The organism is Nocardiopsis sp. Huas11, assembly GCF_003634495.1.
Lineage (GTDB): Bacteria > Actinomycetota > Actinomycetes > Streptosporangiales > Streptosporangiaceae > Nocardiopsis.
Genome location: NZ_RBKY01000001.1, coordinates 3,453,887 through 3,467,364 on the forward strand (window position 1 = coordinate 3,453,887; position 13,478 = coordinate 3,467,364).

A 13,478-nucleotide genomic window follows, 5' to 3' on the forward strand; every position below is an offset into this window, starting at 1 on the left:
CAGGGGACGAATTAAGTGCTCGACGTCAACTTCTTCGACGAGCTGCGCATCGGCCTGGCCACGGCCGACGACATTCGCCAGTGGTCGCACGGCGAGGTCAAGAAGCCTGAGACCATCAACTACCGCACCCTGAAGCCCGAGAAGGACGGACTCTTCTGCGAGAAGATCTTCGGCCCGACCCGGGACTGGGAGTGCTACTGCGGCAAGTACAAGCGCGTCCGCTTCAAGGGCATCATCTGTGAGCGCTGCGGCGTCGAGGTGACCCGCGCCAAGGTGCGTCGCGAGCGGATGGGCCACATCGAGCTGGCCGCTCCCGTCACGCACATCTGGTACTTCAAGGGCGTGCCCTCCCGTCTGGGCTACCTGCTGGACCTGGCGCCGAAGGATCTCGAGAAGATCATCTACTTCGCCGCCTACATGGTCACGTGGGTGGACACCGACGCCCGTGAGCGCGACCTCCAGTCCCTGGAGGCGCGGATCTCGGTGGAGAAGCAGCACCTGGAGCAGCGCCGCGACTCCACGATCGAGGAGCGCCACCGCAAGCTGGAGGCCGACCTCGCCGAGCTGGAGGAGCAGGGCGCCAAGGGTGACGCGCGCCGCAAGGTGCGCGAGGGCGCCGAGCGTGAGATGCGCCAGCTGCGCGACCGCGCGCAGCGGGAGATCGACCGCCTCGACGAGGTGTGGAACCGCTTCAAGAACCTCAAGGTCCAGGACCTCGAGGGCGACGAGATGCTCTACCGCGAGATGCGGGACCGCTTCGGGAAGTACTTCCGCGGCGGCATGGGCGCTCAGGCCATCCAGGACCGGCTCGCCAACTTCGAGCTGGACACCGAGGCCGAGAAGCTCCGGGAGACCATCCGCACGGGCAAGGGCCAGAAGAAGGCCCGCGCCCTGAAGCGGCTCAAGGTCGTCTCGGCGTTCCTCAACACCACCAACAGCCCCATGGGCATGGTGCTCGACTGCATCCCGGTCATCCCGCCGGACCTGCGTCCGATGGTGCAGCTGGACGGTGGCCGCTTCGCGACCTCCGACCTCAACGACCTGTACCGTCGCGTCATCAACCGGAACAACCGCCTCAAGCGGCTGTTGGACCTGGGCGCGCCCGAGATCATCGTCAACAACGAGAAGCGGATGCTGCAGGAGGCCGTCGACGCGCTGTTCGACAACGGCCGCCGCGGCCGCCCGGTCACCGGGCCGGGCAACCGTCCGCTCAAGTCGCTGTCCGACATGCTCAAGGGCAAGCAGGGCCGCTTCCGTCAGAACCTGCTCGGTAAGCGCGTCGACTACTCCGGCCGTTCGGTCATCGTCGTCGGCCCGCAGCTGAAGCTGCACCAGTGCGGTCTGCCCAAGCAGATGGCCCTGGAGCTCTTCAAGCCGTTCGTGATGAAGCGCCTGGTCGACCTGAACCACGCGCAGAACATCAAGAGCGCCAAGCGCATGGTGGAGCGGTCCCGTCCGGTCGTGTGGGACGTCCTCGAAGAGGTCATCACCGAGCACCCGGTTCTGCTGAACCGTGCTCCCACGCTGCACCGCCTGGGCATCCAGGCCTTCGAGCCGCAGCTGGTCGAGGGCAAGGCCATCCAGATCCACCCGCTCGTGTGCACGGCGTTCAACGCCGACTTCGACGGTGACCAGATGGCCGTGCACCTGCCGCTGTCCGCCGAGGCCCAGGCCGAGGCGCGGCTGCTGATGCTGGCCACGAACAACATCCTCAAGCCGTCCGACGGCAAGCCCGTGACCATGCCCACCCAGGACATGATCATCGGCCTGTACTACCTGACGACGGAGAAGCCCGGTGCCGCGGGCGAGGGGCGGGCCTTCCGCTCCCCGGCCGAGGCGATCATGGCCTACGACCTGGGCGCCCTGCACCTGCAGGCGAAGATCCGCCTGCGGATCGCCGACGGCGCCCCGGCGCCGAAGGACTGGACCCCGCCGGAGGGCTGGGAGCAGGGCGAGCCGTACACCCTGGAGACGACCCTGGGGCGGTACCTCTTCAACGAGGCCACCCCGGTCGACTACCCGTACGTCAACTTCCAGGTGGGCAAGAAGCAGGTCTCGACCCTGGTCAACGACCTGGCCGAGGGCTACCCCAAGGTCCAGGTCGCCACGACCCTGGACGCCCTGAAGGACGCCGGTTACCGCTGGGCCACCCGGTCCGGCCTGACCATCGGCATCGAGGACGTCGTCGCGCCGCCGCAGAAGGCCGAGATCCTCGCCGGATACGACCGCAAGGCCGACAAGATCCAGCGGGAGTTCGACCGCGGTCTCATCACCGACGACGAGCGCCGTCAGGAGCTCACCGAGGTGTGGACCCAGGCCACCGCCGAGGTCGCGCGGAACATGGAGGACAACTTCCCCGCCGACAACCCGGTGTGGATGATGGTCCAGTCCGGTGCCCGTGGTAACCCGATGCAGGTGCGTCAGATCGCGGGTATCCGTGGTCTGGTCTCCAACACCAAGGGTGAGACGATCCCGCGTCCGATCAAGTCCTCCTACCGTGAGGGCCTGTCCGTGCTGGAGTACTTCATCTCCACGCACGGTCAGCGCAAGGGTCTGGCCGACACCGCCCTGCGTACCGCCGACTCGGGTTACCTGACCCGTCGTCTGGTGGACGTCGCGCAGGACGTCATCGTCCGCGAGATCGACTGCGGCACCGACCGGTCGCTGTGGCACGAGGTCGGCGAGAAGAACGCCGCCGGCGTCGTGGTGCGCAAGCACAACGTCGAGAACACCGGTTTCGGCCGCACGCTGGCCGAGGACACGGTGGACACCGACGGCAACCTCGTGCTGCCCGCGCTGAGCGACACCTCCGAGCAGAACATCGACAAGCTGGTGGCGGCCGGGCTCACCCGGGTGCGCATCCGCTCGTCGCTGACCTGTGAGGCGAAGATCGGTGTGTGCACCACCTGCTACGGCCGCTCCATGGCCACCGGCAAGCCGGTGGACGTCGGTGAGGCGATCGGTATCATCGCGGCCCAGTCCATCGGTGAGCCCGGTACCCAGCTGACCATGCGGACCTTCCACATGGGTGGTTCGGCCGGTCAGGACATCACCCACGGTCTGCCCCGTGTCCAGGAGCTCTTCGAGGCCCGCATCCCCAAGGGTGTGGCCCCGATCTCCGAGATGGAGGGCCGGATCCGGATCGATGACACGGAGAAGAGCCGTAAGATCGTCGTCATTCCCGACGACGGCACGGACGAGATCGCCTACCCGGTGCCGATGCGTGCCCAGCTGCTCGTCAGTGACGGTGACCACGTCACGGTCGGCCAGCAGCTGATCCAGGGTGCGATCAACCCGCACGAGGTTCTCCGTATCCAGGGCCCGCGCGCGGTGCAGCAGCACCTCGTGTCGGAGGTCCAGGAGGTGTACAAGTCGCAGGGTGTGTCCATCCACGACAAGCACATCGAGATCATCGTCCGCCAGATGCTCAAGCGGGTGAACATCCTGGAGTCGGGTGACACCGAGCTTCTGCCGGGTGAGATGGTGGAGCGACCGAAGTTCGAGCGGATCAACCGCCGCGTCGTCTCCGAGGGCGGTCAGCCCGCGGCCGGACGTCCGGTCCTGCTCGGCATCACCAAGGCGTCGCTGGCCACGGAGTCGTGGCTGTCGGCGGCCTCCTTCCAGGAGACGACCCGGGTGCTCACCGAGAACGCGATCCACGGTAAGAGCGACCCGCTGCTGGGTCTCAAGGAGAACGTCATCATCGGTAAGCTCATCCCGGCCGGTACGGGCATCCCCCAGTACCGCAACATCCGGGTGGAGCCGACCGAGGAGGCGAAGGCTTCGATGTACTCGGTCTCCGGGTACGAGGAGCCGAGCGAGTACACCTTCGGTCAGGGCTCGGGCGAGGCCGTCCCGCTGGAGGAGTACGACTTCGGTCCCTACAACAGGTAAGAGCGATTGGCTGAACTGACGGCGGCGGTCAGCCACCCCCGGCTGGGGGTGGTGCCGCCGCCGTTCGTTGTCGTCGGTCCGCACACGGTGGTGCGGACGGGGAGAGGGCGCTGCGGCGCCGGCTGGAGAGCAGGCACACAGTGACTGATAACGGGGGCGACCGGGGCTCCGGTGCGGCGGATTCGTGGTTCAAGCCGACGGAGAACCGCTACCGCACGCAGTCCGACTACCAGGACCCGCTCGAGGACAACAAGAACGAGGACGCGACGGTCTTCCCGGACAGCGGGGGCTATGCCGGGCTGAGCTCGTCGCGCCCGCCCATGGTCGAGCCGTACCCGGAGGCGCTCGGCGGTCCGCCGCCGGCGGCTCCGCCGTCGGCGCACTCCATCTCCTACCCTGGCGCGAGCCAGGCCGCCTTCCATCCGCTGACCCGGGTCCCGGGGGAGTTCGACGAGGACTCCTCCCACGACGCGGGGGAGCGGGGGTACCCCGGGGTCGCCGCGAGCGCCCAGGTCCCCCTGCCGCCCGAGGAGTCGGGTTCGGCGGGCGACGAGGTGTGGGGACGCGACTCCTGGGCCCAGCCCGAGTCACGCTCTCAGGAGCCCGGCTCCGAGGGCGCGCCGCCGGCCGCCGACGACACCCCCTGGGGTGCGCCGGAGCCGTCGGCCACCGACTTCTCGTGGGACGCGCCGGAGGGCGCGCCCGCGAACCCCGGCACGGGCCGCGCGGGCACGGACCCGTCGGCCTGGACGCCGGGCAGCGACGAGGGATCGCCCTGGGCCGCGTCAGAGGGGCCCGTGGAGGGCGCCGCGGACACTGAGGCCCCGTGGGGCGCGTCCGGGACCGCGGAAGCGGGAGAGTCGCCGTGGGGTGCGCCCGACGGCGCGACCGCGCGCATGGACTCGCCCGGTCCGGACGCGGGTTCGCGTGGCCCGTCGGAGGACCTGGGCGGCTGGAACCCCGGTCCCGCGGATGATGCTCCGTGGGCCGCGCCCGTGGGTGCGGACCCGAGCCTGGACGGCCCCGTGTCGCCCGAGCCCGCGCCCTGGAACCCGGGGGAGCCCGCGGCCGACGCGCCCTGGACGCCGTCCTCTTCGGACGACTCCGCCTGGGGTGCGCCCGACGGCGCGACCGCGCGCATGGGCTCCGCTGGTCTGGACGCGGGTTCGCGTGGCCCGTCGGAGGACCTGGGCGGCTGGAACGCCGGTCCTGCGGACGATGCTCCGTGGGCCGCGCCGGCCGAGACCGGTGCGGACTGGAACGCCACCCCTGCTGCGGGTGCTGATACGTCGTGGGACGCGCCGATCGGTGCGGACCCGAGTCTGGACGGCCCCGCCGCTCCCGACGCGCCCTGGACGCCGTCCTCTTCGGACGACTCCGGGTGGGGTGCGCCCGACGGCGCGACCATGCGCATGGACTCGTCCGGTCTGGACGCGGTCTCGCGTGGCCCGTCGGAGGACCTGAGCGGTTGGAACCCCGCTCCCTCGAACGACGCTCCGTGGGGCGGCCCTGAGCCGTCGTGGGACGCGCCGGTGGGTGCGGACCCGAGTCTGGACGGTCCCGCCGCTCCCGACGCGCCCTGGACGCCGTCCTCTTCGGACGACTCCGGGTGGGGTGCGCCCGACGGCGCGACCATGCGCATGGATTCCGCTGGTCTGGACGCGGTCTCGCCTGGCTCGTCCGAGGACGCGGCTGGTTGGAACCCCGCTCCCGCGGACGATGCTCCGTGGGGTGCGCCGGCCGAGACGGGTGCGGACTGGAACGCCAACCGTGCCTCTGCTGCGGGTGTCGACTCGTCGTGGGACGCGCCGGTGGGTGCGGACCCGAGTCTGGACGGCCCCGCCGCGCCCGGAGCATGGAGCCCGGGGGAGCCCGGGACCGACGCGCCCTGGGGCTCGTCCTCCTCGGACGACTCCGCCTGGGGTGCGCCCGACGGAGCGACCGCGCACGACCCCGGTTCCTCGGACGATGCTCCGTGGGGTGCGCCGGCCGAGACGGGTGCGGACTGGAACGCCGCCCCTGCCTCTGCTGCGGGTGTCGACTCGTCGTGGGACGCGCCGATCGGCGCGGACCCGAGCCTGGACGGCCCCGCCGCGCCCGGCGCTCCGTGGGGTGCGCCCGACGGAGCGACCGTGAACATGGGCCCCGGCCCCGACGCCGACGCGTGGAACCCGGGTCAGCCGGAGCCCACGCAGGGCTGGACCCCGGTCCCGAGCGCCGACGACACCCCCTGGGGCGCCGACGCGCCCGCTTCGGACACGCCCGAGACCGGCGCGTGGAGCCCGGCTCCCGCGGCCGACGACCCCCTGCGGGGCGGCGGCCGGGACTGGGACCAGGACGAACTCGGCTCCAGCAGCTGGGGGGACGAACGGCGCACCGACCTGAGGGACGAGGGCACCGACGGCCTGGAGACCTGGACCCCCGCACGGGAGGGCGACGACGCCTGGGCGCCGTCGGCCGACGGCGAGTCCTGGACCGGTGACCGCTACTCCGACGAGCTGTCGCCCGAGGCGCCCGCCCCCGGGCCGGTCGCCAGCGGCAACACCTGGGCCTTCGACCGGGACGACCTGCGGCTGCCCGACGTGGTGCGCGAGGCCGAGCAGCGTCGTCGTGAGACGGCGGCGGGCCCGGAGTACCGGGACTGGGGCGGCGACCCCGCCTCCCCGGCCGACCCGCTGGCCGCCATCGCCGACATGCAGTCGCGGGCCCCGGAATCGGGCGCGCGCGGCTACGACGAACCGGCGGAGCGGTACGACGAGGGCGCGACGCAGATGTTCGGCGCTCCCGCCTACGACGACCAGGGCTACGACGCACCGGGAGCCGACGGCTACGACGAGCAGGGCTACGCGGACCAGGGCTACGACGCCCCCGGGTACGTCGAGCCGGAGTACGACGGTCCGCGTGACGACGGCGCGACGCAGATGTTCGACGCCTACGCCGCGGACGAGCAGGGCGGCTACGACGCCCCCGCGGGTCAGGAGGCGCCGGCGGACGGCGCCGCCCAGGACTGGCGGGACGAGTCGGAGTACGACGACGGCTTCACGCCCGCGGACTACGGCATGCCCGCGCAGCCCGAGCCGAGGAAGCGCCGCAAGGACCCCATCGCCGACGACTTCCCCGGGTTCGGGGACCGTCCTCTCGGCGGTGAGGCGGGCGACGCCTACCCGGGCTACGACAGCATCGACCACCTCGCCGACACCGAGCGGGGAGCGCTGGTCACCCTGTGGCTGGGTCTGGCCTCGTTGCTGCCCGGCATCGGTCTGATCACGGCGGTGCTCGTGCTGGCCGTCACCGGTCCCAAGGCCAAGCGCGCGATCCGCGGTTCGCACGGACAGCTCGACGGCCTCGGCCTCATCACCGCCGGCACCGTGCTCGCGGTGGTCGGGATCCTGGTGACCGTGGTCTCGGTGCTCGCGTTCGTCCTGCTCTGATCCGGGCGAGGGTCCGTGTTCGGTGGAGTCCTCTCCACCGGGCACGGACCCTTTTCGTGTCCGTGGCCGACCCAAACCCCGATCCGTTTCCCATGACCTCCGTCACCGGCCCGTTTGCGCCGGCGGAGGCCCCACGGGCCGGATCTCCTACTGTGCGGTCCCTGCGCACCTCGGAGCGCCCCCGCGCGGTGGTGACGGACCGCATACCGGCCTCCCACCGTCCACGTCACGTCGCCGCTCCGGGGAAACCACGGACGAAAGCAGTCGGGAAGCACGTAGACTAGGGGTGACCCACGGCTGAGCGAGGACTGCTTTCGCGGTTCCCGCCCTGTCGCACACCGTTTTGACCGCGTAGTCGGCAGGCGGTAGCCTGTGTGATTGTGCCCGTGAGTCGACGGGTCATCACGTATGTGTGCGGCACCCTTCGTTCCTCGGGAGTGGCTTCAGGCCTTCCCGAGCAGGCACAGGGCGCGCCGCGTGCGTGAACCCCCTCCCGTAAATCGGCCTCCGGCCGGGTGTCATCGGCTTTGTCGTGCTTGGGAACAAGCGCGACACGCCCGACATCGGGGGTCGGGGAGGTTCGGGAAATCCAGCAGGTCAATAGCGATATCGGCTAAGAGAACCGGCGTAGGTCACGAGGAAGACGGAGACGCGGTGCCCACCATCCAGCAGCTGGTCCGCAAGGGCCGACAGGACAAGGTCGCAAAGAACAAGACCCCGGCGCTGAAGGGGAGTCCGCAGCGTCGTGGTGTGTGCACGCGTGTCTACACCACTACGCCGAAGAAGCCGAACTCCGCTCTGCGCAAGGTCGCTCGTGTGAAGCTCAGCAGCGGCATCGAGGTCACGGCCTACATCCCCGGCATCGGTCACAACCTGCAGGAGCACTCCATCGTGCTCGTGCGCGGTGGCCGAGTGAAGGACCTGCCGGGTGTCCGTTACCGGATCGTCCGCGGTTCGCTCGACACCCAGGGCGTCCGAGGCCGCAAGCAGGCACGTAGCCACTACGGCGCCAAGAAGGAGAAGTAAGACATGCCGCGCAAGGGACCGGCGCCGAAGCGCCAGCTCATCACAGACCCGGTCTACGGCTCGCCGCTCGTCACCGCACTCATCAACAAGGTGCTGCTCGACGGCAAGCGCTCCATCGCCCAGCGCGTCATCTACGACGCCCTGGAGGGTGCACGCGAGAAGACCGGACAGGACCCGCTCGTTGTTCTCAAGCGCGCCCTGGACAACGTCAAGCCCGCGCTCGAGGTCCGCAGCCGCCGTGTCGGTGGCGCGACCTACCAGGTGCCGGTCGAGGTTCGCGCCTCCCGTTCCACCACGCTGGCTCTGCGTTGGCTGGTCGACTACTCGCGCAAGCGCCGTGAGAAGACCATGACCGAGCGTCTGATGAACGAGCTGGTCGACGCCAGCAACGGTCTCGGCGCGGCCGTCAAGAAGCGTGAAGACACGCACAAGATGGCCGAGTCGAACAAGGCCTTCGCCCACTACCGCTGGTAACCCCGCGGCGATTCGATTCCTTGAGACCTAGGGAAGACGAGCCTCATGGCTGCTAAGACTGAGCTTGACCTGGCCAAGGTCCGCAACATCGGGATCATGGCCCACATCGACGCGGGCAAGACCACGACCACCGAGCGGATCCTCTACTACACCGGTGTGACCCACAAGGTGGGCGAGGTCCACGATGGCGCCGCCACGATGGACTGGATGAAGGAGGAGCAGGAGCGGGGTATCACCATTACCTCGGCTGCTACCACCACCCACTGGGACGACCACACCATCAACATCATCGACACGCCCGGCCACGTCGATTTCACGATCGAGGTCGAGCGCTCGCTGCGTGTTCTGGACGGTGCCGTCGCGGTGTTCGACGCCAAGGAAGGCGTCGAGCCCCAGTCCGAGCAGGTCTGGCGCCAGGCTGACCGGTACGGCGTGCCGCGTATCTGTTTCGTCAACAAGATGGACAAGATCGGCGCGGAGTTCCAGCGCTGCGTCGACATGTTCCGTGAGCGTCTCGGCGCCAACGCGATGCCGATCCAGCTCCCCATCGGGGCTGAGAGCGACTTCAAGGGCGTCGTCGACCTCGTGAAGATGATCGCCTACGTCTGGAACGACGAGGCCGCGCTCGGCGAGATGTACGACACGGTCGAGATCCCCGAGACGCATGTGGAAGCCGCCCGCGAGGCGCGCGACCAGTTCATCGAGACGCTGGCCGAGGCCGACGACGAGATCATGGAGCTGTACCTGGAGGGGCAGGAGCCCACCCTGGAGCAGCTCGTCCCGGCGATCCGCCGCGCGTGCATCGCCGGCACCGCGATCCCGATCGTCTGCGGCACGGCGTTCAAGAACAAGGGCGTCCAGCCCCTGCTCGACGCGGTCACCGCTTACCTTCCCTCGCCCCTGGACGTCGAGTCCGTCGAAGGTCACGACCCCAAGGACGAGACCGAGCAGACCAAGCTGATCCGCAAGCCCGGCAACGCCGAGCCGATGTCCGCACTGATCTTCAAGATCATGAGCGACCCCCACCTGGGCAAGCTCACCTACGTGCGCATCTACTCCGGCGTCCTGAAGACCGGCACCCAGGTGCTGAACAGTCTGAAGGGCCGCAAGGAGCGCATCGGCAAGATCTACCGCATGCACTCGAACAAGCGTGAGGAGATCGCCGAGGCGGGCGCCGGCGACATCGTCGCGGTCATGGGTCTCAAGGACACCACGACCGGTGAGACTCTGTGCGACCCGGCTCAGCCGATCGTTCTGGAGTCCATGACCTTCCCGGCTCCGGTCATCGAGGTGGCCATCGAGCCCAAGACCAAGAGCGACCAGGAGAAGCTGGGCATCGCGATCCAGCGCCTGGCGGACGAGGACCCCTCGTTCCAGGTGGCCTCGGACGAGCAGACCGGTCAGACCGTGATCTCCGGCATGGGCGAGCTGCACCTCGAGGTGCTGGTCAACCGCATGCGCGACGAGTTCAAGGTCGAGGCGAACATCGGTAAGCCGCAGGTGGCCTACCGAGAGACCATTCGCAAGAAGGTCGAAGGCTACGTCTACACCCACAAGAAGCAGACCGGTGGGTCGGGCCAGTTCGCCAAGGTCAAGATCGACCTCGAGCCGTTGGAGACCGAAGAGGGCGACGCCTCGGGATACGAGTTCGTCAACGCCGTCACCGGTGGCCGTATCCCGCGGGAGTACATCCCGTCGGTGGACGCCGGAGCCCAGGAGGCCGCGGAGCTGGGTGTGCTCGCGCACTACCCGCTCGTCGGCATCAAGGTGACGCTGCAGGACGGCCAGTACCACGAGGTCGACTCCTCCGAGATGGCCTTCAAGACCGCTGGTTCGATGGCCTTCAAGGAGGCCGTCAAGCTCGCCAAGCCGACTCTGCTGGAGCCGGTCATGGCGGTCGAGGTCACCACCCCTGAGGAGTACATGGGTGACGTGATCGGTGACCTGAACTCCCGCCGTGGACAGATCCAGTCCATGGACGAGCGTTCCGGCGTCCGGATCGTGAAGGCCCAGGTGCCCCTCTCCGAAATGTTCGGCTACGTGGGTGACCTGCGCAGCCGTACGCAGGGTCGAGCCAACTACTCGATGGTGTTCGACTCCTACGCGGAGGTTCCGTCCGCTGTCGCCCAAGAAATTGTGGCGAAGGTTCGCGGCGAGTAGTCGCGAACACGTAACCAGTCCTGTTCTGCCCACGCGGGGCAGGACACCAGATAGCTCTGTACGTCTAGGAGACATCCAGTGGCGAAGGAAAAGTTCGAGCGGACTAAGCCGCACGTCAACATCGGCACCATCGGTCACATTGACCACGGCAAGACCACGCTGACCGCGGCCATCACCAAGGTGCTGCACGACGCGTACCCGGAGCTGAACCCGTTCACTCCGTTCGAGGACATCGACAACGCTCCTGAGGAGCGCGAGCGCGGTATCACCATCTCCGTCGCTCACGTCGAGTACCAGACCGAGGCGCGTCACTACGCCCACGTCGACTGCCCGGGCCACGCCGACTACGTGAAGAACATGATCACGGGTGCGGCGCAGATGGACGGTGCGATCCTGGTCGTGGCCGCCACCGACGGTCCGATGCCGCAGACCAAGGAGCACGTCCTCCTGGCCCGCCAGGTCGGCGTCCCCGCCATCGTCGTCGCTCTGAACAAGGCCGACATGGTGGACGACGAGGAGATCTTCGAGCTCGTCGAGCTCGAGGTCCGCGAGCTGCTGAGCGAGTACGAGTTCCCCGGTGACGACGTTCCTGTCACCAAGGTCTCCGCGCTCAAGGCCCTCGAGGGCGACGCCGAGTGGGGCGCGAAGGTGCTCGAGCTCATGGGCACCGTCGACAGCTTCATTCCGGAGCCCGAGCGGGACACCGAGAAGCCCTTCCTCATGCCGATCGAGGACGTGTTCTCGATCACCGGTCGCGGCACCGTCGTGACCGGCCGCATCGAGCGCGGTATCGTCAACGTCAACGAGACCGTTGACATCGTCGGTATCAAGGAAGAGAAGCAGACCACCACCGTCACCGGTGTTGAGATGTTCCGCAAGCTGCTCGACCAGGGCCAGGCCGGCGACAACGTCGGTCTGCTCCTGCGCGGCATCAAGCGCGAGGACGTCGAGCGCGGCCAGGTCGTCATCAAGCCCGGTACGACCACCCCGCACACCGAGTTCGAGGGCCAGGTCGTCATCCTGTCCAAGGACGAGGGTGGCCGGCACACGCCGTTCTTCAACAACTACCGCCCGCAGTTCTACTTCCGCACCACCGACGTCACCGGCGTCGTGACGCTGCCGGAGGGCACGGAGATGGTCATGCCCGGTGACAACACCGAGATGACCGTCAACCTGATCCAGCCGGTCGCGATGGAAGAGGGCCTGAAGTTCGCCATCCGCGAGGGTGGTCGGACCGTGGGCGCCGGTCGCGTCACGAAGATCATCAAGTAGTACGCAAGCCGGGGTGGCCCCCTCAAGGAGCCGCCCCGGCGTGGTGGGTGGGCCGTGTTCCACACGGCCCGCCCCCACACACTCAAGACGTCATCGGGCTCTGTGACGGTGACGCACCGCAGGGGCAAGCCCTGTTGCGGTTTCTCAAGGAAATAGGGGCTCACGGCACACGGCGGATTCCGTCGGGCCTGGGGCGTCTGTGACCGGACACCGTTACGGACACTGAAGCGAAGGACGAACAGGCCATATGGCGGGACAGAAGATCCGCATTCGGCTAAAGGCCTATGACCACGAGGTCATCGACAGCTCGGCGCGCAAGATCGTTGAGACTGTGACGCGAACTGGCGCACAGGTCGCGGGCCCGGTGCCGCTGCCGACGGAGAAGAACGTTTACTGCGTCATCCGATCGCCGCACAAGTACAAGGACTCGCGCGAGCACTTCGAGATGCGCACCCACAAGCGGCTGATCGACATCATCGACCCCACGCCGAAGACGGTCGACTCGCTCATGCGACTCGACCTCCCGGCCGGCGTTGACATCGAGATCAAGCTTTAAGGACGCACAGACATGGCCACCAAGCAGATCAAGGGAGTTCTGGGCGAGAAGCTCGGCATGACCCAGGTCTTCGACGACGCGGGCAAGATGGTGCCCGTGACGGTTCTGAAGGCCGGTCCGTGCGTCGTCAGCCGCATCCGGACTCCCGACACCGACGGATACTCCGCTGTCCAGATCGGTTACGGGCAGATCAACCCGCGCAAGGTCAACAAGCCGCTCGGCGACTACCTGCGCAAGAACGAGTTGACCCCCCGCCGCCACTACGTCGAGGTTCGCACGACCGACGCCACCGAGTACACGCTCGGCCAGGAGGTCACCGCGGACAGCTTCGAGATCGGCGAGAAGGTCGACGTCACGGGCAAGAGCAAGGGCAAGGGCTTCGCCGGTGTGATGAAGCGCCACGGTTTCCGTGGTCTGTCCGCATCGCACGGCACGCAGCGCAAGCACCGCTCGCCCGGTTCCATCGGCGGCTGCGCCACACCCGGCCGCGTTTTCAAGGGCATGCGGATGGCCGGGCGCATGGGCAACGTGCGCAAGACCATCCAGAACCTGACCGTGCACTCCGTCGACGCGGAGAAGGGCCTCATCCTGGTCAAGGGTGCTGTGCCCGGTCCCAACGGCGGTCTGGTGCTTGTCCGTACCGCTGTGAAGGGGGACAAGTAAGT

8 protein-coding genes are annotated in these 13,478 nt (G+C 68.3%); all 8 read left to right on the forward strand.

Annotated features, from left to right (window positions below; all coding sequences use genetic code 11):
- Positions 1-15: 15 nt before the first annotated feature.
- The 8 genes from DFP74_RS15745 to rplC all read left to right on the forward strand — a co-directional run bounded on the left by DFP74_RS15745 (position 16) and on the right by rplC (position 13,476).
- Positions 16-3,894 (forward strand): DNA-directed RNA polymerase subunit beta', encoded by a 3,879-nt coding sequence (locus DFP74_RS15745; protein WP_121182379.1) that lies wholly within the window; start codon positions 16-18, stop codon positions 3,892-3,894.
- Between the two features lie 140 nt (positions 3,895-4,034).
- On the forward strand, positions 4,035-7,325 hold the full coding sequence (locus DFP74_RS15750) for a hypothetical protein (RefSeq protein WP_121182380.1): 3,291 nt from the start codon (positions 4,035-4,037) through the stop codon (positions 7,323-7,325).
- A gap of 654 nt (positions 7,326-7,979) precedes the next feature.
- Complete coding sequence (gene rpsL / locus DFP74_RS15755; protein WP_014912437.1) at positions 7,980-8,351, forward strand: 30S ribosomal protein S12; 372 nt, start codon at positions 7,980-7,982, stop codon at positions 8,349-8,351.
- A gap of 3 nt (positions 8,352-8,354) precedes the next feature.
- Positions 8,355-8,825, forward strand: a complete 471-nt coding sequence (gene rpsG, locus DFP74_RS15760; protein WP_121182381.1) for a 30S ribosomal protein S7 — start codon at positions 8,355-8,357, stop codon at positions 8,823-8,825.
- 45 nt (positions 8,826-8,870) lie between these two features.
- The gene (fusA, locus tag DFP74_RS15765) at positions 8,871-10,985 is read left to right on the forward strand and encodes an elongation factor G (RefSeq protein ID WP_121182382.1); all 2,115 of its coding nucleotides are present in this window, start codon (positions 8,871-8,873) and stop codon (positions 10,983-10,985) included.
- A gap of 78 nt (positions 10,986-11,063) precedes the next feature.
- A complete protein-coding gene (gene tuf, locus DFP74_RS15770; RefSeq protein ID WP_121182383.1) occupies positions 11,064-12,257 on the forward strand; it encodes an elongation factor Tu in 1,194 nt (397 codons plus the stop codon).
- A gap of 247 nt (positions 12,258-12,504) precedes the next feature.
- Positions 12,505-12,813: a 30S ribosomal protein S10 gene (gene rpsJ / locus DFP74_RS15775; protein WP_013156110.1), complete on the forward strand. Its 309-nt coding sequence runs from the start codon at positions 12,505-12,507 to the stop codon at positions 12,811-12,813.
- 12 nt (positions 12,814-12,825) lie between these two features.
- Complete coding sequence (gene rplC, locus DFP74_RS15780; RefSeq protein ID WP_053616296.1) at positions 12,826-13,476, forward strand: 50S ribosomal protein L3; 651 nt, start codon at positions 12,826-12,828, stop codon at positions 13,474-13,476.
- Positions 13,477-13,478: the final 2 nt, after the last annotated feature.

Bases quoted from the DNA above. Each gene is read 5' to 3' on its own strand.
- rpsG (WP_121182381.1), top strand. From the start codon at position 8,355: ATGCCGCGCAAGGGACCGGCGCCGAAGCGCCAGCTCATCACAGACCCG.
- fusA (WP_121182382.1), top strand. From the start codon at position 8,871: ATGGCTGCTAAGACTGAGCTTGACCTGGCCAAGGTCCGCAACATCGGG.
- rpsJ (WP_013156110.1), top strand. From the start codon at position 12,505: ATGGCGGGACAGAAGATCCGCATTCGGCTAAAGGCCTATGACCACGAG.
- rplC (WP_053616296.1), top strand. From the start codon at position 12,826: ATGGCCACCAAGCAGATCAAGGGAGTTCTGGGCGAGAAGCTCGGCATG.